Genomic DNA, 20,957 nt, shown 5'->3' with positions numbered 1-20,957 from the left:
CACGCCGCCCCGTCTCCGTCCAGGGGGGCCTTGTGGCGCCTCGCCGGGACACGGTGACGCCCCCTGCCCCGCTACGCAGAATTACGGATGGCCACCGCACGGGACACGCCGGATCCTGTGATGTCGTTCATCCCGCCAGCGAGGAGCGTAATCCGTGCCGTCACACCTTCTGCCGCTCGCCTTCTGGGGGTTTCTGCTGATCTACGGGGGAACGCTGTACGTCATCTCCCCGAGGGCGCCAACCGCCGCCACTTTCTATGACGGCGTCAGCGCCGGGGGCCGTGGTGTCTCGGCCATTCCGCTCACCCTGTCGGTGTTCATCAGCTGGATCTTCGCGAAATCCGTAACCAACGCCGCCAACCTGGGGGCGACCTACGGCGCGGTCGGCGCCCTGGCCTACGCCACCTACTGGCTCTCCATCCCGGTGGCGGGCATCGTGATCTACCGCCTTCGGACCCGCCTCGGCGCGAGCAGCATGACGGAGTTCCTGGTTGGTCGATATGGCCGCGGGGCGGCGATCGCTTTCTCGGCCGCGATACTCGTACGCCTGTACAACGAGGTCTGGAGCAACACGGCGGTGGTGGGCGGTTACTTCGGCGCACCGGGCACCACCGGCTATATCACCGCCTCGGTGGCCTTCACCGCGATCACGCTGGCATATAGCATCAAGGGCGGCCTGCGTGGGTCCATCGTTACCGACGGCGTGCAGGCCGTGGTGTTCGTAGCCCTGGTCGTGTTGCTCTCCGCGTCGGTGCTGCCCGCGCATGGCGTCGGGACGCTGCTAGCGAGCGGAGACTGGCGGCTCGATGCCGGTCTGGATCTCCTCCTGGTGGCCGGCCTGCAGGTCTTCAGCTATCCGTTCCACGATCCCGTCCTGACCGACCGGGGGTTCCTGGCACGGGAGCGAACCATGCTCAGGGCCTTCCTCGTCGCGGGGATACTCGGTTTCGTGGCCATCGCCGGATTTGGCCTCATCGGTGCCCACGCGATGCTCTCTGGTATCGACGTCATGGGCAACGCACCGGCGGCGGTGGCGCGCTCCATGGGCCTCGGCGCCTTCTTTTTGATGAGCGTGGTAATGATGAGCTCCGCAGGTTCCACACTGGACTCCACCTTCAGCTCGCTGGCTCGTAGTGTCGCCCGCGACATGCCGCGCCTTGCCGGTAACCTCCATGCCGATCGGCTACGAACCGGCGCGATCGCCATGACCGTATTCGCGGTACTCGGGAACCTGCCCATGCTCGCCGGGACGGACATCCTCCGGGCCACGACCATCAGCGGCACGATGGTGATCGGGCTCGCACCGGTGTTCATCTTCCATGGCGCGCGACGGGCCGCGCTGAATTTCCATCTCAGCTTCTGGACGGGAATCGGCATCGGCATTGTTCAGGCGTTCGGGGCCGTACCCGACGGGCTGCATATCGGCGACGGCCCCTATGCCGCGCTGCTGGGTGCCAATGCCTGGGGGCTCGCGTTGTGCACCGCGCTGTTCTGGCTGCCCCTCCCCAGGGCCAGGGGCACGGCATGAGGCCCGGCCGGAGCTGTCCGCTCGCCTACCGCTACGGGGCAGACGCGCTGCGTCGCCGCGATGACGGCACGGCCCGGGCCCTGCTAGTCGCCGGCGGGCTATACGGTAACCCCGAGGCCCTGACAGCAGCCGAACGGCGGGCGGAACGGGATGATTCTAGGTTGGTCTTCAACGGAGATTTCCACTGGTTCGACACCGAACCGGGGCTCTTCGAGACCATTCAGCGCCGGGTCCTCGCGCACACCGCCACCTCCGGCAACGTCGAGGCCGAGCTGGCACGGCCCAGCGGCGCGGGCTGCGGGTGCGGATACCCCGATTCGGTGGACGACGACACCGTCGCCCGTTCCAACGCGATCATGGCGAGGCTGCAGGGGGCGGCGACGCGCGGGCATCAGCGCGCGCTCTCACAACTGCCCTACTTTCGGGCCTACCGCGTCGGGGGGGTCCGCGCAGTGGTCCTCCACGGGGATCCTGACTCACTGGCCGGCTGGGGACTCGCGGCCGATTCCTCCGCCATGGGCGACCCCGAAGCTCGTGTGCTTGCGGACTGGTTCCGGCGCGCAGACGCGGATGTCTTCGTGTGCTCGCACACCTGTCTGCCCTGTATACGCGAGATAGTCGTGGACGGGCGGCCGCGCTGCGTCATCAACAATGGTTCGGCAGGCATGCCCAACTTCGCGGACACCCGATACGGTTTGGCGGTTCGTATCGCTACGCGGCCAGCGAACGACGCCGTTTTCGGCACCGTCGTGAACGGCATGCACGTGGCCGCAGTCGCCCTTCCTTATGACCACGACACCTGGATTCAGCGATTCAGGGAAGTCTGGGCCCGGGAGTCACCGGCGCGACAGTCCTACGAACAGCGGATCCTCCACGGCCCTCGGTTCGATCTCGGCGACGTGTACACGGCCGATCCAGGTTAAGCGCTCGATACCTGCTCAGGCCGCGTCGACGCCCATGGTAGGTCGCGGTGCGGGCCCGGCCCAGCGGACCCGCACCGCATGGCATGGCCGATCAGAAGCGGTCATGCTCATGTTACCTGTCAGGCCCCGGCAGGTTTCGCGACGGGCCCCCGGAGATCGTGTACCGTAATCCGGCCACCGAGGATGCGCGCCGACGTTGCGTCCGTGCCCTGTTGCCCATGCCAGTGCGCGGCAACGCCGGCGGAATCACTGGAGGCCCCGATCACCAGGTCGGCGGGAGACAGGCGACCACCGAGGAGACGGTGATCCGCGACGCGCCTCGAGACCTGGTCGTGAACGCCGACACCGGCACGGGCGAGTCGGGTGGTCACCCCGCGCTCACCCAGGTCGTATTCCGTCAAGCGTCCACCGAGGGTACGGTCCGGAACCGCCATATCACTCGAGGAGAAATGCGCGGCGAACCGAGCGGAACCGGTGCTGGCGATGCCGGCGACATCCTGCTCGGAGAGCCGCCCGCCGAGGGCCCGGAAATCCTGACCGACGTCACCCCCGCCACCGAAGTGCGCCGCCGCCGCTGCGGTCGGCTGGGTACCGATGCCCACCAGGTCCTGGGGCGAGAGACGTCCGCCCGCGGTCAGTGAGGCCGCCGAGGCCGTGCCGACCAGGCTGAGCCCGAGAACGATGGTCGCCGCTGCGTTGTAAGTCCGGTTAATCATGGCAGTCACCTTTGTGTGCTGTTCCGTGGATTGCGATTACAGACTGGCATTTCGTACTAATACGGACTATCGGGATTGATACTTATGCCTCTCTTCCGCCCGCCTGACGACGGATCGCGCGCGGGAGCAGGCCGCAGATACGCCATGCCGGGATCTCGCCAACCCGCACACACCACGTTCACCAAAAGGCCCGGAAGGGGTGCCCAGACAACACCGGGCGGCCTATGTGCCCGAGAAAGCCGGCTCGAGGAACCCCGATACACCCTTGCGGGGCCGAGTCCCGATACCACTGGCACCAGCGACTCGCCCTGGCTCGGCAATCCACCATGCAACCGCCAATCAACAAGGCCGTACCGCAGCCGTCCTACCGGTCGAGCGCCGTGCATGCCCCTGTCAGCCAGGGCGTGGGCGTCGCGCCTTGCCTGCCGTCATACCGACGCGTGACTCCACCGGGGACGTTGGCACCTTTGTTCTGGCGGTGGTGTATTCCTGTTAATCTGGGACCCATTAGTGACGCGTCTGAGGGGCACGGATGGACGTAGGGCCTGACAACACCCTGGACCCCGAGCACTGGCTCGACGCGCATGGTGACGCGCTGTACCGCTTTGCGCTGCGCCGCACTGGCGATCCCGACGTGGCGGAAGACCTCGTGCAGGAGACACTGCTGGCCGCGTGGCACGGGGCGGCGGACTACCGTGGCGACGCCAGTGAGCGCACTTGGCTCACCGGCATCCTGCGCAGAAAGGTCGTTGACTTCCTGCGCAAGATGTCGCGGGATCCGGCGCGGAACGTCGCGCCACCGGGAGACAATGGCGACGACGGGGATGACTTCGACTCCAGGGGGAACTGGCGTTTCATACCGGGTCCCTGGGGCGACGACCCCCTGTCCACCAACGAGGCGGAAGCGTTCATGGACGTACTCGACGACTGCCTCGCGGGCTTGTCTCACGCACAGCGGGGTTCTTTCGTCCTTCGGGAAGTCGACAACGTCAGAGTCAAGGACGCCAGCGAAGCCCTTGGCGTGTCCGTCAATCACGTGTATGTGCTCCTGCACCGGGCACGCCTGGGCCTGCGCCGGTGCCTGGAGCGGCATTGGTTCGGGGGGCCAGCAAAGCGATGATGGGATTACCCAGCTGCCGCGAGGTAAGCCGGCGGCTTTCCAGGGAGATGGACGCATCGACGCCACGAAGCTGGCGCGTGCGGATACACCTCCGACTCTGTTCCGCCTGCCAGCGCTATGCGCGCCAGCTTCAATGGCTGCGTTCGAGCATACGCACGGTGGCAAAAGGAGCATCCACCCGCGAGATGCCCGGCGAACGTCGCGAGCGAATTCGTCGTGAACTGCGCCGACGCGAGTGAGCCACCCGCCCCAAGCCCCTGCCTTCAGACAGTGGCGGCCACGCCTGGCTCCGCCATCGATGCCCCACGCTCTGGCTGTCACAACGGGCCCCAACCGTTGGGGCCCGCATGATCTGCACCACCAGTATGTAAGATTCCCGTCCCCGGCGCGACTAATCCCTTAACCCATCGGGCATCTCATTCATCCCGCTGTGTCGCGGCCCCGGTGGGCACCAGGGAGGAATGGAACCATGAACGATTCCGTGAGCAGAGGTCGGCACACACGGGTAACCGCGCTGCTGGTCGCAATGGGACTCGGCCTAGCTGGCTGTCAGTCCCTCGGGGGTGAAGCCATGGCAGATGGCAACGCCGCCACGCACGGGAAAGACATCTACGACAATGGTGCCCAGCCACAGCTTAGCGACGTCGCGCTCCCACGGGAGCGCCGGGTCGAACAGCCCCGCGGCAAGGTCGTCTACTGGGTAATGCCCGGGCCACGGCAGCTAAGCCCCGATGTCTTCGGGACGCCGAACGCCCCCAAGATGACCCTGGCACCCAAGCTCAAGGCCGCCAAGCAGGCCGTCGCCGCAGGCCAAATGCCACCCGCGGTTCCGGAGACCCTGAAAAAGCTCCCGATCCTAGTCGCCGCGCCCCTGAAGGCGCGCAACCGGCACAGTGACGGGAGCTGGTGGATCGACGCACCAACGCCGTTCGGTGACGATGGGCGCATCGTCCAGGGCAGCTTCACGGCGCACTACAAGGACCGCGTTGCCCAGGATCCGCCCGGCACACCGCCCAGCACACCCGATACCGCGAGCATGACCGCGGAGTTCTCGGATCCCCAGGGCCACAACTACCGCGTGGTACTGAAGAAGGTCCTCAAACCGCCCTTCCCCGGCTACCGGACACAGGGTGGGGTGATGATCGAGTCCTATCACCACGGCCTGACCGGCACCGGATCGCCGCTAATGCCGAAGGTCAAGACGCATGCAGCGTTCTGGGGTATGGGCGACGTCTACATCGACGACAAGCTCGCCGATAAAAACGTGGTGATGCACATGATGACCACGGAAGTCGTGCGCGATCGCAACTACCACCTGCCGCTCAACAACGAGATGCCGTTGGCGCCGGATCAACGACTGATCAAAGGCCAGGCGACACACACGCACCTTATCGTGCTGCCGCTCAAGGTCGTACACGGCAAGGGCCCGGTATTCCAGCCGCTGAAGACCGCCTTCAAGTTGCCCAACGGCAAGACGCAGCCGTTCATGCACATCATGTTCGAGCAGGACAACGTCGGCGCGGTTCAGCCGCTCTAGGCGGCCGCTTTCGTCGCCCTCAACGAACAATCGAGCGGAGGTCTCATGCACGCCAGGCAGACACGGCTACCGGTCACCACATCGCGGGTCGCACTTGTGATGGGTGTCCTTTTCCTCGGGACCAACGTGGCCACCGCCCATGGGGACGGTCATAAGGGCACGGTGATGGATGTGCCCGAGAGCGGCCACATCACCGTGGTTGGCAAGGAATTCCAGTACTCGCCGAGCAGAATCCACGTGGAGAAGGGCCAGCACGTCACCCTCGTGTTCAAGAACGCGGGGGCTTTGAGCCACAACCTCACCATTCCCAAACTCGGGCTGAAAACCGAAACCATTCAAGGCGGTGCGACGGATACCATTGAATTTACCGCCAAAAAGGCGGCGACCTATCCATTCTGGTGCACGGTGCCCGGCCACAAGCAGGCTGGCATGACCGGCGGGGTGGAAGTAGGCGGCTAACCGCCGGGAACGGCGGCGCCAGTGCGCCGCCGTATCCGCCGCGAGAAGGGATCGACCGGACAAGCAACGGTCCGGCGCAAACAGACCGTAACACGCCATTGGCGAATGGCGCCCAAGCAACATTACGTGTGGAGGAATCAATGAAAACTGACATCGGACGCGGACTCGGTGCGGGTCTTCTCGCAACCATCGCACTCTCTGTGCTGATGGTCCTGAAGGCCGCCATGGGCATGATGCCCGCCATGAACGCCATCAAGATGCTTACGGCCATGAGCCATCAAATCATCGGGACCACACCTCACCCACTGGTTGGCTGGGTCATTCATCTCCTCATCGGCACGGTGGTCTGGGGCGGGCTATTCGCACTGGTCCATGACCGCCTTCCCGGTAGCAGCGTGGTACGAGGCCTGGTCTTCGGCACGGCCGCTTGGCTCTTAATGATGGTGCTGATCATGCCGATGGCGGGGGCCGGCCTGTTTGGCCTGGGTATCGGCATCGGTGCCCCCGTCGCCACGCTCGTGTTGCACTGGGTTTACGGCGGCGTTCTGGGTTACGCATACGCAGGACTGGCGGCAAGGGATGGCGGCGTCATACCTGACCATGGATGAACCGCGTAGGGACACGTTCCCTCAAAGGAAATCCCGCCGATAGAGCGACTGCAGGACGCGACCGCCTTATCAGGCGGATACCTGGAGCCGCTCGTACTCAACCAAGGCATCCACAAGAGGAGATCGGACGGGCCGAGGCCACCAGCGTCAACGACACGGTGGCCCCGGCCCGCCCCGGTCAGCAACCCGATGCCCATGACGCCCGGATCTGCCCGGGCGAGGCTTTAGGGGCCATTGATAATCATAAGCGTGAGGCGGTCGTCGGCGCCGTGCCACATCCACCGCCCCGGCGGGCGGCGGACATGCACGTGGTGGGGGCGAAAGCGCCTCAGAACCCCCGGAAACGCGGCTACTGGACGGTCAGGCCGGCCTGATCGACCATCCACTGAATGGCCTTGCGGATCTCCTCCTCGGAGGCAGACCCCTTCTGGGGCGGCATGTTGTTGAAGCCGTTGGAGGCGTGGGTCAGCAAGGTCTTCATGCCCTTTTCCACGCGCGGCGACCAGGCCGCCTTGTCACCGATCTTCGGCGCACCCAGAGTCCCGCTCTGGTGACAGGCCGCACAGACCTGATTCACCACTTCCTCGCCGGAACGCGGCCCGCTGCTCGCCTCCTCCTGGCCACCGGAGGATGCGATCTCCGGCATGGCCTCGCCGGTGAGACGGACCTGGCCGACCGGCTGGAGGTTCTGCGCCGCCCGCTCGGCCGTGAACTGCCGGCGTTCCTCGGTATTGCCGTCGTAAAGCGTTGCCGCAATGATGGCCAGCACCACCGCCGTCACCACGAGGCCGCCGATGACGACGATGAAATTGCGAATGAACTTTCTGTCTTCCTGGCGACTCACCGCGTCCCCCCAAAGAGTCAGTGCCAGACACCGGCCACGCCGGGCCTGCTAGCGGAGTAAGGGGCAGGGACCCCGAACGGAAACGAGGGCAGAGTATATCGAGAATGGCCAGTGGCGAAAACTCGCCGGCCACAGCCCGTACCGATGCTTGGACATCACCCCGGCGACGCGATACTCTGTGCCTTCTAAACGCGCCCGTAGCTCAGCTGGATAGAGCGTCGGCCTCCGGAGCCGAAGGTCGCAGGTTCGAATCCTGCCGGGCGCGCCAGATTCGCGATGAGCCCGGCCGCGCACCGGGCTTTTTCGTTAGGGTCCGCACGGTCACGGCCCGGGCACGTAGCTCAGCCCCAGCGTGGGCCGGACACCGCGATAGTCGATCACGCCGTCCTCGTAGCGGACCGCGAACACCGACGACAGGCTCGCCCGCCACGCCCCGCCCCACAGGCGCCAGTCCAGTGCAATGCTCGCCCGGCGGTGGCGTGTCACCGAGTGCTCAATCCGGTTGCGGGTCATGCCACCGGCCAGTCCGGCACGCAGGGTTGCGTGGCGGATCAGCTGCCAGACGTAGTTCGCGCTGAGGGCCCGGGTCACACGCTCGATCTCGCCGAGCTCGTCCTCGCGGTGGCTCACGAAGGCATCGGTGGAGAAGTCGCCGGGCCCCATCGACCCGGTCAGCGACAGCCCGGTCAGCCGGACATCCACCGGGTTGTCACTCTCCAGCGCCTCGCGCACGTAACGGACCCGGGCCCGCGCGGCGAGCCCGCCGGCCAGGCGCCAGCCCCCCTGCAGCGCGGTGATGCGCTGGTCCGCCGGGATGTCGGCTCCCGCGGGCCGGTAATCCTCGCCGTAACGCTCGTAGGACAGCCGCCAGTCATACGGCAACATCCCGCCTTCACCGCTCAACGCCAGGAACCGGGCGGTGTCGGCGTGACCGTGCCCGCCGGCGGCGTCGTAGTCACCACTGAAACGCCCGTACTCCATCTCCATGGAAAGCCGCTGGCCGGCGACGGTGAGATTCCTCTGCCAGCTCAGGCTCCCGACGTCCTGGTTGATGCCTTCCAGCGCTGGCACCTCCGCCGCCGGCCCGTCGTAGCGGATCGCCGAGAGCGACACGGCACCGACGATGGTGTCCTCGATACGCCAGCGCCCGCCGCTGTAGCGTGAGCCGCCGCCTTCGCCGCTGCCGGAAAACAGCCGCATCGACTGGCTCGGCCCGGTGGTACGCGGGCGGAACAGCACCGACGCACCATCGATGGAGCGGTTGAAGGTGCGCGCGGAGGTGTCCACCGAGAGGTCTCCCGCCTCGACACGGAAGGGCACGGGGGCCTGGTCGTTCTCCCAGGTGAGGCTGGCACGGCGCACGCTACCACTGCGGTAACGGCCGTCGTCTCCGGCCAGGGCGCCGGAGAAATCCCCCCGCAGCGTGCCGTAGGCGGAGAGACGCCGGTCGCTGCGCAGATGCAGCTCGTCGGCCGCGAAGGCCTCACTTGCGCTTACGCTGACCGGATCCCCCTCGATGCCGCGCCGCTCGACACGCAGGGCCTCATCTGCCGCGGCCGCTCCCGCCATCAGCGCGGGCAGCACCGCGACAGCCAGCACGACCGTCACCCGGCGACGGCCACGGAGTGCCTTCATCGCACCTGGGGCCCTCCCTTCGATACAGCCTACAGGGCCCTCATGGTAGCGCGCTTACCCGGCCTGCCGGCTGGGAGGTGCGTCGCAGACTGACTGCCTCGTGGAATACGCACGCGCCTGCGTCGACGGGCTCAGGCCGGTGCCACGACGACCCGGTCGCGTCCCGTTGCCTTCGCCTCATAGAGGGCGGCATCGGCGCGCTCGGTCAGCATTGCCAGGGTCCAGCCGAAACGCATCTCCGCCACCCCGAGACTCACCGAGACGGGGCCGACGCCGGGGAACGGGGCGTCGGCGACGGCACGGCGGATCCGCTCGGCAAGCACCGTCGCACCGCGGAGATCCGTGTGTGCGGCCAGCACCAGGAACTCCTCGCCGCCCCAGCGCCCGAACTGGTCCGCCTCGCGGAGGATCGCGGCGACCCTGTGGGTGAGCTCGATCAGGGTACGGTCGCCGACCGGATGACCGAAGCGGTCGTTCACGGACTTGAACCAGTCGATATCGAAAAGCACCACGGAGAACGGTGTCGAGTAACGCGTGAACGCCGACTCCGCGGCCTGCAGCAGCGTGTAGAGCCTGCCGCGGTTGGTGACACCGGTAAGCCGGTCGTGGGTGGCCAGGTGCTCGAGCTCCGTTAGCAGACGCTTGTGCTCGCTGATGTCGTGGAACACGCAGACGTAATGCTCGACCCGCCGGGCATGGTCGTAGACAGCGGCGATCGATTCCCAGTGGGGCTGGACGACACCGTCGCGGCACCGGTTCCAGATCTCGCCCTCCCACCGGCCGTGCTCGCGCACCGCCGTCCACATGCGCGCGAAGAACGCCTCATCGTGGTGCCCGGAGCGCAGCAACGCCGGTGTCGCCCCCACCGCTTCCGACGCCGGGTAGCCGGTGAGGGTGGTGAACGCGGGATTCACGCGCTCGATCACGCCGTTCGCGTCGGTGATCATCAGCGCCTGGCTGGTGCGGAAGGCCTTGGCCAGTAGCCGCTGCTCGGCGGCAAGCGCCCGCCGTTCGCTGATGTCCTCCACGATCCCGTCGATCCAGCGCTCGCCGGCGCTGTCGCGGACCCGCGCGGTGACTGCGACCCAGACCTCCCGTCCGTCCAGCGTCCGCAGCGGCAGCTCGCGGGCACGCAGCACACCCGCACGCATCAGCTCGGCCGCCACTGCACGCGCCTGGGCGGAATCGGGGTGGAAAGAGGCGGCGGACCGGCCGATGAGCTCATCGGGTGTCGCCGCCCCGAGGATCCGGGCCATCGCGGGATTGGCATCGGTGACCCGCCCGCCGTCAGCGGGGCGGCTGCTGTACACGCCCACCGGCAGCGACTCGAAGATCCGCCGGTAGCGCTCCAGCCACTGCTGATAGCGATGCGCGCGGGTGACATCGTGAACGATGGAGTGGAGGTACTCCCGGCCGTCGATGAACACGGGTCCCGAGTACACTTCCACCTCCCGCAGCTCACCGTTCGCGGTACGGTGGCGGAAGCGGAAGAAGCGCTCCTGCTCCCGGCGGGCCCGGTCGATCTCCCCCGTCAGCATGTCCGGGGCAAGCGTGTTCAGATCGCCGACGTGCAGCGTGGTGATCTCACCGCGGGTATAGCCATAGAACGCGAGGGCCGAGTCGTTGGCGTCCGCGATACGCCCCGTCGCCGCCTCGATGAGCAGCTTCGGGGCAATGTTGAGGTGGAAGCTCTGCCGGAAATACGTCCGTTCGGCACGGCTGCGCTGCACCGCCTCGCGCCGCTCGTCCAGGGCCTCCAGCATCACATCGGCCCCGTCTTCCAGCGCCCGGACGGTCACGACCAGCCACCGGCCCGGCACGCCGCCGGGCACGGGCAGACACAGTCGCAGCACACCCTCGCCGCCGGCGAGCACCGCCTCGAACGCGGAAGAGCACACGGCGCCGGGATCGAGCAGTGCCACGATATGCCGGCCAACCGGTTCGTCGACGCCCGTCAATCGCACTGCGGCGGGGTTGGCCTCGGCGACCGCACCCTCCGCAGTGACCTGAAGACGGCCCACCGGGGCGGCCTCGACGAACCCCTCCAGTGCTGCAAGCCGCCGCCGCAGCGCATGCTCGCCGGATATCTCTCCCTCAGCGGGTCGGCCCGTCGTCACACGCCGCCCACCCCGGGGCCGGCGAGCGCACCTGCAGGCAGCCCCCACCGGCCGTGCCCGCCGGGAGCGACGAGCCGGGAAGGATACGTGTGTGAATCAATTCGCATGCCCGGCATTATGCCAAGCAGCGGAGACAGGTGAGATGTTTAGTGAATCAGACACCTGTGCTTAATGATAACGATTTCCCCCCGTCCGCGGCGGCCGTGGACTGCTCAGCCGACGTCCTCTCCCGCCGGCTCCCGCTTGCGCCCGGTAACCATGGCGCGGGCCAGGTTCTCACCGTGACGAACGCTGGCCAGGACCACGCCCGCGACGTGAAGACCGATCAGCACCAGCAGCGAATTCGCCAGGAAGGCGTGAGTCTCCTCGACCCACTCGACCCCCCAGAAGGCGTCCAGGGTGTACATCCAGCCGGTCAGCGCCGTGCCCGCGAGCGCGAGCAGCAGCACCACGATCATCGCCGCCCCGGCCGGATTGTGCCCGAGGTGGCGACGCTCACGACCGGATGCCATATCGACGATATAGCGCAGCACGGTGGCGGGCGGGCGCACGAACTGGGTGAAACGGGCGTAGCGTGGTCCGACCAGCCCCCAGAGCAGCCGGAAGCCGATCAGCCCGGCCACGATATAGCCGGCCCACTCGTGGATTTCCCCCCACTCGTCACCGGTGAGCCAGGCCACGGTCACCGCCGTGACCATCCCCCAGTGGAAGACCCGGACTGCCGGGTCCCACACACGGATCGTGCGCTCGCCCATCGCGTCAGTCCTCTCCCTTGACGCGCACCGGCTCCAGCGTCTTCGGGTTGAAATAGGCCTCCACCCGGTCACCGTTCTCGTCGTACGCGTACGCCTCGTAGCAGCCATCCTCAGTGCGGATGCTCTTCACTTCCCAGCCCTTGTCCATCAGCGCCTGTCGGAAGGTATCCCGGCTCTGCCACTCGGACTTCGGCACGTCACAGCCGTCCGCCGCCTGCGCCGCACCGGCCGCCGCGACACCGAGCATCACCATCGAAAGCACAAGTCCGCGCTTCATCACTCAAGCTCCTTCAATCACCGAATGACGGTGGCCATCATCCCGGCGCAACCTGACAGGATCCTGAAAGACGGTGACGAATCGTGAAGCCGGTGTCCGGGTTACAATCGGCGCCCGGACACCGAAGGGGACGGCCATGCGCATACTGCTGGTGGAGGACGACGCGAGCCTGGGCACCGCCGTCGTCGATCAGCTCGCCGCCGACGGGCACGCCGTCGACCGGGTGGATCACCTCTGCCGGGCCCGGCCCGCCCTGGCGGCGGTGGCCTACGACCTCTGCCTGCTCGACCTGATGCTGCCCGACGGCGACGGGCTCACGCTGCTCGGCGAGCTGCGCGGGCGCGGCGAGCGGCTGGCGGTGATCATCCTCACCGCCCGGGACCAGATATCGGACCGGATCCGCGGCCTGCGGGCCGGCGCGGACGACTATCTGGTGAAACCCTTCGATCTCGCCGAGCTCTCCGCCCGCGTGCTCGCCGTGGGCCGGCGCAGCGCCGGCGACGCCGGACCGCGGATCGAGGTGGCGGGGGTCGTGATCGATGAGGCCGCGCGGACCGTCCACCGCGATGGCGAGCCGGTACGCCTGACCCAGCGCGAGTGGGCCCTGCTGGAGGCGCTGGCGCACAACCGCGGGCGCGTGCTCTCGCGGGGCCAGCTCGAAGACCGGCTCTACGCCTTCGGTGCCGAGGTGGAAAGCAACACCATCGAGGTCTACATCAGCCGGCTGCGCAAGAAGCTCGGCACAGGCCTGATCGCCACGGAGCGAGGCCTCGGCTACCGGATGGTGCGCTCGTGAACGGCAGGGCCTTCAGCCTGCGCCGGCGTCTGGCGGGGATGCTCACCGCCGGTGTGCTCACACTGTGGCTGGTAGCCACGGCACTGTCGTGGGTGCTGGTTCGTCACGAGCTCAACGAGGCCTATGACGAGTCCCTGGCACAGGCCGCACACCGGCTGCTCGCGCTCGGGGCCGCGGGGCCGGCCGGCAGGGAACCGACGACGGTCGGCGCCGGCGAGGGGCTGCTCACCTACCGCGTCCGCGACGCCGCCGGCCGGGTGGTGCTGAGCTCCCGCAATGCCCGCGACACCGGCTTCCCCGCACCGTTGCGGCCCGGTTTCGTCACGACCGCGTCGCACCGGGTGTTCACCGAGCGCGACGCCGACACCGGTCTGCTCATCCAGGTCGCCGAGCCCCTCGCCCACCGCCGCGAGGCGGCGATGGAAACGACGCTGAGCCTGCTCCTGCCGCTGCCGTTCCTGGTGCCGCTGAGCCTGCTCGGCGTGTGGTGGCTGGTGCGCCGGACCACAGCGCCGGTGCTCTCGCTGCGCGGCGAGATCGAACGCCGCGCCCCCGGCGATCTGGCCCCACTGACCGCGAGCGGCCTGCCCGCGGAGATCCGTCCGCTGGCGGATGCCGTCAACCGCCTGATGGCACGGCTGCGTGACGCACTGGCGGCGGAACGCAGCTTCACCGCGAACAGCGCCCACGAGCTGCGCACGCCCATCGCCGGGGCCCTGGGCCATACCCAGCGGCTGCTCGCCGACACCGGCGACCCGGCCGTGCGCGAGCGCGCGCGGCACATCGAGGCCGGCCTGCGTCACCTCGCCCGGGTCTCCGAGAAGCTCATGCAGCTCGCCCGCGCCGAGGCCGGGGTCTTCGCCGCCGACACGCTCCAGCCCCTCGACGACGTGCTCGCCCTGGTGGTCGACGAGTTCAGTCGCCACGCCGGCAGCGGCGATCGGGTGACACTCACGGTACCGGACGGCGTGCGGCTTGCCGGCGCGCTGGATCCCGACGGCTTCGCCATCCTGCTGCGCAACCTCATCGAGAACGCCCTGCGCCACAGCCCGGCGGACAGCCGGGTGGCGGTGGTGGTGGACGGCGCCCGGCGCCTGCGGGTGATCAACGACTCGCCCGTGATCCCCGCCACCACGCTCCGGCAACTGCGGGCGCGTTTCCGGCGGGGGACGACCCGGCCCGGCGGCACCGGGCTCGGGCTGGCCATCGTCGAGGCGATCGCCGAGGGCGCCGGGGCCTCGGTGACCCTGAACTCCCCCGCCCCCGGCCGTGCCGACGGCGTCGAGGCAGTGGTCACCCTGCCGGACGGCACCCATCCGGCATGAGCGCGGGCACGCCGGTCATCGCCCCCGCTGGCGCTCACCGCGGGCCAGCAGCGCCCGGGCGCGCAGGAGCACGGGGCGGTCCACCATCCGGCCGTCCACGGAGAACACCGCGCCATCCGCCGGGGCGGCATCGACCACGCGCCGCGCCCAGTCCAGGTCCGCCTCGCTGACCGCGAACGCCGCGTGGACGGGCCCGATCTGGGCGGGATGGATGCACAGCGCCCCCGAGAAACCGAGCCCCTGTGCCGTCTCCAGCTCGGCGCTCAGGCGCCCGGTATCGGTGTAGTTGGCGATGGAGCCGGGGAAGCCGATCGCCTCGATCCCCGCGGCCCGCGCCGCCCAGGCGACGCGGCGGGCGGGCTCGGTGAGCAGCGCCGCCCCGGGCGTGCCGCCCAGGTCCAGGGCCAGGTCCTCAGGCCCCAGGGCCAGGGCCGCGAGACGCGGCGTGGCCGCGGCCAGCCCGCCCGCGGCCAGCAGCCCCCGCGCGCTCTCGATCATGCCGATCACCGGCACTCCGCCCGGTTCGAACCCCCGCTCCGTCTCCAGCTCGGTAAGGATGCCGTCGGTGACCACGGGCTCGTGGGCGTGCTCGACCTTGGGCAGCACGATGCCCGCCAGCGACGGCCCGACGGCGGCCTCCAGGTCGTGGACCTGCTCCCGGGTGCCGGCGTTGACGCGCACCAGCACGGCGACGCCGTCGGCCGCCAGCCGGGCGACCGCCTCGGGCAGGGCGGCCCGCGCCGCCGGCCGCCGCCCGGGGGCGACGGCGTCCTCCAGATCCAGGATGCAGGCGTCGGCACCACGCCGTCCCGCCTTCTCCAGCAGGCGCTCGTTGTCGGCGGGCACGAACAGGAGCGACCGCCAGCCGGGCCATTGCGTCATCTCGTTCCTCCCTTTCCGCCGGGCGCTCTGGCGGCCCGGCTCGCGACGGGGGCGGTGAGGCCGCGATACGCCCGCCCTGTCCCCGTCTCCGCGGTCATTCCACCCGGCCGGTCAGCGCCAGCGCCCCGTCCGGCCGGGTGACCCACAGGCGCGCGCCGTCGTCCTCGGGCACGCCGGCGGTGGTGAAGGCCATGTCGTCGAACACCGGCGCGCGGGAGCGGTACTCGAACCGGCGCACCGGCGTCCCGCGCTGCTGCACGGCCAGGTCGAGCATGAGCGTCGCCATCAGGGGGCCATGGACGACCAGCCCCGGATAGCCCTCGACGCCGGTGCAGTAGGACCGGTCGTAGTGGATGCGGTGGCTGTTGTACGTGAGCGCCGAGTAGCGAAAGAGCAGCACCGGGTCGGGGCGCCAGGTCGCCCGCCACGCGGGCTCGGGCATGTCGTCGCTCCCGGCGGTGTCCGCCCCGCCGCCCGGTGCCGGGGCGCGGTAGACGATATCCTGGGCCTCGTCGATGCGCCCGCCGCGCTCGCCCTCGATCTCGTGGCTGACGGTGACGAACACCAGCGGCCCGCTGCGGCCCGCCTTGGGCACCACCTCCGCCACGGTGGAGCGGCAGTGCACCCGCTCGCCCACCTGCAGCGGCCGCTCGATGGTCATCCGGCTGCCCGCCCACATCCGCCGGTGGCCCGCCGGCAGCGCCGGCAGGAAGGCCCCGAGGCGCTCGTGACCGTCGCCACCGGAGGCGGAGGCGCGGTAGAGCGGCGGGAACAGCAGCCACTGCCAGCACGGCGGCAGCGGCGTGCCGTCCGCGGGCAGGGACGCCTCCCGGTCCAGGGCCGCATTGAAGGCGGCGACGCGCCAGGCGTCGACGGTATCGACACCCTCGCGGGTCCGCCCGATCCACGCCCGCGGGTCGGTTTCACTCATGGCCGAACTCCCGGCGTATCGCCTCGGTGTTCTCGCCCAGCGACGGACAACGGCCGAGGTGGTCACCGTACCACCGGGCCTGCACCGGCGGCGCGGGGATCTCGGCGTCGGCACCGCCGGCCAGGGCCACATGGGCCTGGCGCAGGGCCGGGTGGTCCAGCACGTCGGCGGGCTCGTTGAGCTTGCCGTAGGCGATCCGCGCCCGGTCGAGGCGCTCGATCAGCGCCGCCTCCGACAGGGCGGCCGTGGCCTCGGCGACGGCCGCCTCGACCCGCTCGCGCTCGGCGGTACGCCGGGCGATGCTGGCGAAGGCAGGCTCCTCGAACAGATCCGGGCGCCCGAGCACGTCCCGGCACAGCCGCTCCCATTCCCGCTCGTTCTGGATCGAGATCACCACCTCCGTGCCGTCGGCGGTGGGGAACGCCCCGTAGGGCACGATGGAGGGGTGGCGCATGCCCATGTACGCCGGCGCCTCCCCGGCGTAGCGGGTCTGGAGCAGCGGCACGGCCATGAGGTCGGCCATGCTGGAGAACAGCGACGCCCCCAGGCGCTCGCCCTCGCCGGTGCGCTCACGGCGGATCAGCGCCTCCAGGATGGCGCCGTAGGCGTTGATGCCGGTGACGATGTCGGCGATGGACACGCCGATGCGCCCGCGCCCGCTGATGCTGGAGAGCCCGCTCTCCGCCTGGATGAGCATGTCGTAGGCGCGCATGCTGGCGTAGGCGTTGTCCTCGCCGTAGCCCGAGATGCCGCAGACGATCAGCCGGGGGAAACGGGCGTTGAGCGCCTCCCAGCCGTAGCCGAGGCGGTCGATCGCGCCGACCGAGAGGTTCTGCACGAACACGTCGGCGCGCTCCAGCAGGCCCTCGAAGACGGCGCGGTCGGCGTCGTCGCGCAGGTCCAGGCACACCGACTCCTTGCCGTGGTTGGCCCATACGAAGTAGGTGGCCTCGCCCTTGACGTATTCGTCGTAGCCCCGGGCGAAGTCGCCCTCGGGGCGCTCTATCTTGATCACCCGGGCGCCGGCATTGGCCAGCCGGGCGGTGCACACCGGCGCGGCGACCGCCTGCTCCAGCGAGACGACCAGCGAGCCAGCGAGCGGCTTGTCCTGGGCCTGCGTATCCATGGTGACTCCTTCAGAACGACCGCGGCATCCCCAGAACGTGTTCCGAGAGATACGCGAGGATGAGATTGGTGGAGACGGGCGCGACCTGGTAGAGCCGGGTCTCGCGGAGCTTGCGCTCGATGTCGAACTCGCGCGCGAAACCGAAGCCGCCGTGGGTCTGCAGGCAGGTATCGCCGGCCCGCCAGGAGCAGTCCGCGGCGAGCAGCTTGGCCATGTTGGCCTCGGCGCCGCAGGACTCGCCCGCGTCGAACCGCCCGGCGGCCTCGTGGACCATGAGCTCGGCGGCCCGCATGTCCGCGTACGCCCGGGCGATGGGGAACTGCACGCCCTGGTTGCGCCCGATGGGCGCCCCGAAGACCTCGCGTTCGCTGGCGTAGGCGCTGGCGTGCTCGATGAAGAAGCGCGCATCGCCGATGCACTCGAAAGCGATCAGGATGCGCTCGGCGTTCATGCCGTCGAGGATGTAGCGGAAACCGCGCCCCTCCTCGCCGATCAGCGCGTCGGCGGGCACCGAGAGGTCGTCGAAGAACAGCTCCGTGGTGTGGTGGTTCATCATCGTCTCGATGGGCTGGACGGTGAGGCCGTTGCCCGCCGCCTCGCGCAGATCGACGAGGAAGACGCTCAGCCCCTCGGTCTTGCGCGAGACCTGGTCCCGGGGCGTGGTGCGCGCGAGCAGCAGCATCAGGTCGGAGTGCTCGACGCGGCTGATCCACACCTTCTGGCCGTTGATCACGTAGCGATCGCCACGGCGCTCGGCGAACGTCCGGATCGCGGTGGTCTCGGTGCCGGCACCGGGCTCGGTCACACCGAAGGCCTGCAGGCGCAGCTCGCCGGAGGCGATGCCCGGCAGGTACGCCGACTTCTGCGCCTGCGAGCCGTGGCGCAGCAGCGTGCCCATGGTGTACATCTGCGCATGACAGGCCCCGGGATGACCGCCGGAGCGCGCGATCTCCTCGAGGATCACGCCCGCCGCCGTGAGCCCGAGCCCGGCGCCGCCGTATGCCTCCGGGATCAGCGCCCCGAGGAAGCCGTCCTCGGTGAGCCGCCGCACGAACGCGTCGGGATAGCCCCGGGTGGCGTCGAGCTCGCGCCAGTAGCTGCCCGGGAAGTCGCTGCACAGACGGGCAACGGCGTCGCGTATCTCGCGGATGGTGTCGGGCTCGTTCATCGATCCTCCCCTGCATGAGTCCTCGGATCGCGCGCCGGGTCCAGCCGCGCGAATGCCTGCCGCTCGGCGGCGTCGAGGCGCGGCACCAGGCCCTGCTCCCACTCCAGGTAGCGGCGCGCGGCATCGAGGTTGCCGTCGTGGCGGTCGTGGACGAAGAACAGCCGGTCGATGCAGGCCCGGTCCGGCGGCTCGTCCGGCGTCTCCACCACCGGCCCGCCGGCGGCGGCCCAGGCGTCCAGGCCGCCGTCGATCAGCGCGACGCCGTCGATACCGTGATCAGCGAGGTCGCCCGCCACCAGGGCGGCACGATCCGGGTCGTCGGCGAGCAGGCGCACGCCGCTGCGTTCCCGCGCCAGCACGGGGATGAACTCGCCGAGGCGGGAGCGGGTCAGCCAGCGCGCCCCCGGCGGGTGGCCGTGGCGGTGGGCGGCACTGCCGCGCAGGTCGAGGACCGGCGGCCCGTCGCCGCCCGCATCCTCGGCGACCGCCGCCACCGCCTCGCAGCGGGCGAGCGCCGGCAGCGCGGCCGGCGCCGGTGCGTCCGGCAGCAACGCCGTCTCCGCCACTGGCAGCACCCGCGCGTCCAGCCCCATCAGGCGCAGCCAGTAGGCGCACAACGGCGCGCGCACGCCGTCGTCGTCCGCCAGCACGACCCGGGCGGTGGGCACGGCGATCCACGCCTCGGTGGCCTGGATGAGCTCCACGCCCGGGGCACGTACGGTGCCCGGCAGGGGCGGCGCGGCGGGGTCGCCGGGCTGACGCACGTCCAGGCAGTAGACGGGCTCGCCGGCGGCCCGCCAGGCGGTGACGTCACCGGCGGTGACGGCGCTCACGCCGGCATCGGCGGCGAGCGCGCGGATGCGCGCGCGCAGCCCCGGCGACGGCGTGGCGGGCGCGTCCGTGGCGACGACGTCCTCCGCCCCGTGGGCGCGGGTCAGGCCGGCGAGCTCCCAGCCCATGGTGCCGTTGCGCAGGGCATAGACCGGGTTGGACACGCCGAGCTCGATCAGCGTCTGGGCGCCGATGATGCCGCGGGTACGCCCGGCGCAGTTGATCACGATGGGGGTATCGGGGTCCGTGACCAGCGATTCCAGGCGCACGGGCAGCTCCACGTTGGGACAGCAGCGCGCCCCGGGGATGCTCATGCGCCGGTATTCCGCCGGCGGCCGCGCGTCGAAGAGGTGGAAGCGTTCGCCCTCCTCGATACGCGCGGCCAGCTCGCCGGCGTCGATCATTGGCGTGTGCCGGCGCATCTCCACCAGCTCGCCGAAGGCCTTGCTCGGCACGTGGACCCCGGCGAACTCGCCGTAGCCGGCGCGGCGCCAGGCGCGCAGCCCTCCCTCCAGCCCGAACACCCGCCGATAGCCGAGCGCCCGCGCCCGGCGCACCGCGAGCCGGGCCGTTGTGCCGCCCTCGTCGGCGATCACCAGCGGTACACCGGGGTCGGGGACGAGCCGGGGCAGGTCGAGCTCGAAGCGGCCGTAGGGCAGGGGCACCGCCCAGAAGGGGTGGCGCAGGCCGAACTCGCCGGGCTCGCGGACGTCCAGCAACGCCAGCGTCTCGCGGGCGTCGAGCCGGGCCTTGAGCTCGCGGGGGCTGAGGGTGTCCATGCGCATCACCGCCGGGTCTGCACGCCGATGTCCATGGGCGCGCAGGTACCGGCCTCCGGATCGAAGCGCGTCCGCCCGGTGAGCGTCTCCAGCGCACGGCCGTAGAGATGGAGGTGGCGGATGACCCCGCCCGGCGGGATCCGGACCGAGTGGATGTCGTCGGCGAGCAGCGCCACACCCTTGCCCGGGGCGAGCTCGACCTCCTCGCGCACGGCCAGCCGGGCACGGCCCTCGACCGAGCCGTCGTCGAGACGGCGGTAGAGGGTGTTGTGCTCCACGCCCTCCACCGCGGCCACGCACGCCCAGGTGGTGTGGTCGTGGGGCGGGATGCGCTTGCCCGGGCGCATGACGTTCAGGTAGAGGGCATAGCGGCGGTCCGGGTCCTCGCTCAGCAGGTAGCGCGCCTGGCGCTCGTCCACCGACGGCGCGGGGAAATCCGCCTCGCCCCACAGGGCGGGCTCGCGGGCCAGCTCGATGAGGGCCTCCAGGGCCCGGCCCAGCGGCTCGCGCTCGCGCACCTCGCCGGGCAGCAGCGCCCGCACCCGTGCCAGGGTCTCGTTCACCCGGGCCTCACGTTTCGCCTGCGTGTCCATTGCCTTG

20 protein-coding genes and 1 tRNA gene are annotated in these 20,957 nt (G+C 69.7%); 9 read left to right on the top strand and 12 right to left on the bottom strand.

The genetic code is table 11. The features are described from left to right. Positions 1–154 precede the first annotated feature (154 nt). Complete coding sequence (locus C516_RS0114550) at positions 155–1,528, top strand: sodium:solute symporter family transporter (protein WP_018719144.1); 1,374 nt, start codon at positions 155–157, stop codon at positions 1,526–1,528. Positions 1,529–1,689: 161 nt separating this feature from the next. After that, on the top strand, positions 1,690–2,451 hold the full coding sequence (locus C516_RS0114545; RefSeq protein ID WP_051088249.1) for a metallophosphoesterase family protein: 762 nt from the start codon (positions 1,690–1,692) through the stop codon (positions 2,449–2,451). Between the two features lie 119 nt (positions 2,452–2,570). Here the strand turns inward: C516_RS0114545 and C516_RS0114540 are convergent, their stop codons facing one another. Next, entirely contained in the window at positions 2,571–3,167 is a 597-nt protein-coding gene (locus C516_RS0114540) for a hypothetical protein (protein ID WP_018719142.1), read from the bottom strand. A gap of 532 nt (positions 3,168–3,699) precedes the next feature. Here C516_RS0114540 and C516_RS0114535 point away from each other — a divergent pair. From C516_RS0114535 to C516_RS0114520, 4 genes are all read left to right on the top strand, one after another. After that, positions 3,700–4,287 carry an RNA polymerase sigma factor gene (locus C516_RS0114535; RefSeq protein ID WP_018719141.1) on the top strand — a complete coding sequence of 196 codons (588 nt, stop codon included), beginning with the start codon at positions 3,700–3,702 and terminating at the stop codon, positions 4,285–4,287. 571 nt (positions 4,288–4,858) lie between these two features. Beyond that, entirely contained in the window at positions 4,859–5,824 is a 966-nt protein-coding gene (locus C516_RS0114530) for a hypothetical protein (protein WP_018719140.1), read from the top strand. Positions 5,825–5,869: 45 nt separating this feature from the next. Next, entirely contained in the window at positions 5,870–6,283 is a 414-nt protein-coding gene (locus tag C516_RS20605; RefSeq protein ID WP_018719139.1) for a cupredoxin domain-containing protein, read from the top strand. Between the two features lie 140 nt (positions 6,284–6,423). After that, positions 6,424–6,891, top strand: a complete 468-nt coding sequence (locus C516_RS0114520; RefSeq protein ID WP_018719138.1) for a DUF6789 family protein — start codon at positions 6,424–6,426, stop codon at positions 6,889–6,891. Between the two features lie 349 nt (positions 6,892–7,240). On the opposite strand, the gene C516_RS21425 is transcribed toward C516_RS0114520, so the two are convergent. After that, positions 7,241–7,735, bottom strand: a complete 495-nt coding sequence (locus C516_RS21425) for a c-type cytochrome (RefSeq protein ID WP_018719137.1) — start codon at positions 7,733–7,735, stop codon at positions 7,241–7,243. Positions 7,736–7,926: 191 nt separating this feature from the next. Here C516_RS21425 and C516_RS0114510 point away from each other — a divergent pair. Continuing rightward, positions 7,927–8,003 (top strand) — tRNA-Arg (locus tag C516_RS0114510). 53 nt (positions 8,004–8,056) lie between these two features. Here C516_RS0114510 and C516_RS0114505 read toward each other — a convergent pair. The 4 genes from C516_RS0114505 to C516_RS0114490 form a co-directional block, all read right to left on the bottom strand. Next, on the bottom strand, positions 8,057–9,370 hold the full coding sequence (locus C516_RS0114505; RefSeq protein ID WP_018719136.1) for a hypothetical protein: 1,314 nt from the start codon (positions 9,368–9,370) through the stop codon (positions 8,057–8,059). 131 nt (positions 9,371–9,501) lie between these two features. Next, on the bottom strand, positions 9,502–11,487 hold the full coding sequence (locus tag C516_RS19670; protein ID WP_169509154.1) for a sensor domain-containing diguanylate cyclase: 1,986 nt from the start codon (positions 11,485–11,487) through the stop codon (positions 9,502–9,504). A 212-nt stretch (positions 11,488–11,699) separates the two neighbouring features. After that, complete coding sequence (locus C516_RS0114495; protein ID WP_018719134.1) at positions 11,700–12,242, bottom strand: cytochrome b/b6 domain-containing protein; 543 nt, start codon at positions 12,240–12,242, stop codon at positions 11,700–11,702. Positions 12,243–12,246: 4 nt separating this feature from the next. After that, the gene (locus C516_RS0114490) at positions 12,247–12,519 is read right to left on the bottom strand and encodes a PepSY domain-containing protein (RefSeq protein WP_018719133.1); all 273 of its coding nucleotides are present in this window, start codon (positions 12,517–12,519) and stop codon (positions 12,247–12,249) included. 136 nt (positions 12,520–12,655) lie between these two features. Here C516_RS0114490 and C516_RS0114485 point away from each other — a divergent pair, with 136 nt between their 5' ends. After that, positions 12,656–13,315 (top strand): response regulator transcription factor, encoded by a 660-nt coding sequence (locus C516_RS0114485; RefSeq protein ID WP_018719132.1) that lies wholly within the window; start codon positions 12,656–12,658, stop codon positions 13,313–13,315. After that, complete coding sequence (locus C516_RS0114480) at positions 13,312–14,640, top strand: ATP-binding protein (RefSeq protein WP_018719131.1); 1,329 nt, start codon at positions 13,312–13,314, stop codon at positions 14,638–14,640. The genes C516_RS0114485 and C516_RS0114480 overlap by 4 nt, the downstream gene beginning before the upstream one ends. A 15-nt stretch (positions 14,641–14,655) precedes the next feature. Here the strand turns inward: C516_RS0114480 and C516_RS0114475 are convergent, their stop codons facing one another. From C516_RS0114475 to C516_RS0114450, 6 genes are all read right to left on the bottom strand, one after another. Further along, entirely contained in the window at positions 14,656–15,522 is an 867-nt protein-coding gene (locus C516_RS0114475; protein WP_018719130.1) for an HpcH/HpaI aldolase/citrate lyase family protein, read from the bottom strand. A gap of 94 nt (positions 15,523–15,616) precedes the next feature. Then, positions 15,617–16,453 carry an HTD2 family dehydratase gene (locus C516_RS0114470; RefSeq protein ID WP_018719129.1) on the bottom strand — a complete coding sequence of 279 codons (837 nt, stop codon included), beginning with the start codon at positions 16,451–16,453 and terminating at the stop codon, positions 15,617–15,619. Beyond that, a complete protein-coding gene (locus C516_RS0114465; RefSeq protein ID WP_018719128.1) occupies positions 16,446–17,579 on the bottom strand; it encodes a CaiB/BaiF CoA transferase family protein in 1,134 nt (377 codons plus the stop codon). Before C516_RS0114465 ends, C516_RS0114470 begins: the two co-directional genes overlap by 8 nt. Positions 17,580–17,589: 10 nt before the next feature. Next, complete coding sequence (locus tag C516_RS0114460) at positions 17,590–18,747, bottom strand: acyl-CoA dehydrogenase family protein (protein ID WP_018719127.1); 1,158 nt, start codon at positions 18,745–18,747, stop codon at positions 17,590–17,592. After that, positions 18,744–20,357, bottom strand: a complete 1,614-nt coding sequence (locus C516_RS19665; protein ID WP_051088248.1) for a rhodanese-like domain-containing protein — start codon at positions 20,355–20,357, stop codon at positions 18,744–18,746. Before C516_RS19665 ends, C516_RS0114460 begins: the two co-directional genes overlap by 4 nt. A gap of 5 nt (positions 20,358–20,362) precedes the next feature. Next, complete coding sequence (locus C516_RS0114450; RefSeq protein ID WP_018719125.1) at positions 20,363–20,950, bottom strand: cysteine dioxygenase family protein; 588 nt, start codon at positions 20,948–20,950, stop codon at positions 20,363–20,365. Positions 20,951–20,957 lie beyond the last annotated feature (7 nt).

Source organism: Arhodomonas aquaeolei DSM 8974 (assembly GCF_000374645.1).
Lineage (GTDB): Bacteria > Pseudomonadota > Gammaproteobacteria > Nitrococcales > Nitrococcaceae > Arhodomonas > Arhodomonas aquaeolei.
This window is presented reverse-complemented; position numbering and strand designations above follow the sequence as displayed.

Bases quoted from the DNA above. Each gene is read 5' to 3' on its own strand.
- C516_RS0114540 (WP_018719142.1), bottom strand. From the start codon at position 3,167: ATGATTAACCGGACTTACAACGCAGCGGCGACCATCGTTCTCGGGCTC.
- C516_RS0114535 (WP_018719141.1), top strand. From the start codon at position 3,700: ATGGACGTAGGGCCTGACAACACCCTGGACCCCGAGCACTGGCTCGAC.
- C516_RS0114530 (WP_018719140.1), top strand. From the start codon at position 4,859: ATGGCAGATGGCAACGCCGCCACGCACGGGAAAGACATCTACGACAAT.
- C516_RS20605 (WP_018719139.1), top strand. From the start codon at position 5,870: ATGCACGCCAGGCAGACACGGCTACCGGTCACCACATCGCGGGTCGCA.
- C516_RS0114520 (WP_018719138.1), top strand. From the start codon at position 6,424: ATGAAAACTGACATCGGACGCGGACTCGGTGCGGGTCTTCTCGCAACC.
- C516_RS0114505 (WP_018719136.1), bottom strand. From the start codon at position 9,370: ATGAAGGCACTCCGTGGCCGTCGCCGGGTGACGGTCGTGCTGGCTGTC.
- C516_RS0114495 (WP_018719134.1), bottom strand. From the start codon at position 12,242: ATGGGCGAGCGCACGATCCGTGTGTGGGACCCGGCAGTCCGGGTCTTC.
- C516_RS0114490 (WP_018719133.1), bottom strand. From the start codon at position 12,519: ATGAAGCGCGGACTTGTGCTTTCGATGGTGATGCTCGGTGTCGCGGCG.
- C516_RS0114485 (WP_018719132.1), top strand. From the start codon at position 12,656: ATGCGCATACTGCTGGTGGAGGACGACGCGAGCCTGGGCACCGCCGTC.
- C516_RS0114475 (WP_018719130.1), bottom strand. From the start codon at position 15,522: ATGACGCAATGGCCCGGCTGGCGGTCGCTCCTGTTCGTGCCCGCCGAC.
- C516_RS0114470 (WP_018719129.1), bottom strand. From the start codon at position 16,453: ATGAGTGAAACCGACCCGCGGGCGTGGATCGGGCGGACCCGCGAGGGT.
- C516_RS0114465 (WP_018719128.1), bottom strand. From the start codon at position 17,579: ATGGATACGCAGGCCCAGGACAAGCCGCTCGCTGGCTCGCTGGTCGTC.
- C516_RS0114460 (WP_018719127.1), bottom strand. From the start codon at position 18,747: ATGAACGAGCCCGACACCATCCGCGAGATACGCGACGCCGTTGCCCGT.
- C516_RS19665 (WP_051088248.1), bottom strand. From the start codon at position 20,357: ATGGACACCCTCAGCCCCCGCGAGCTCAAGGCCCGGCTCGACGCCCGC.
- C516_RS0114450 (WP_018719125.1), bottom strand. From the start codon at position 20,950: ATGGACACGCAGGCGAAACGTGAGGCCCGGGTGAACGAGACCCTGGCA.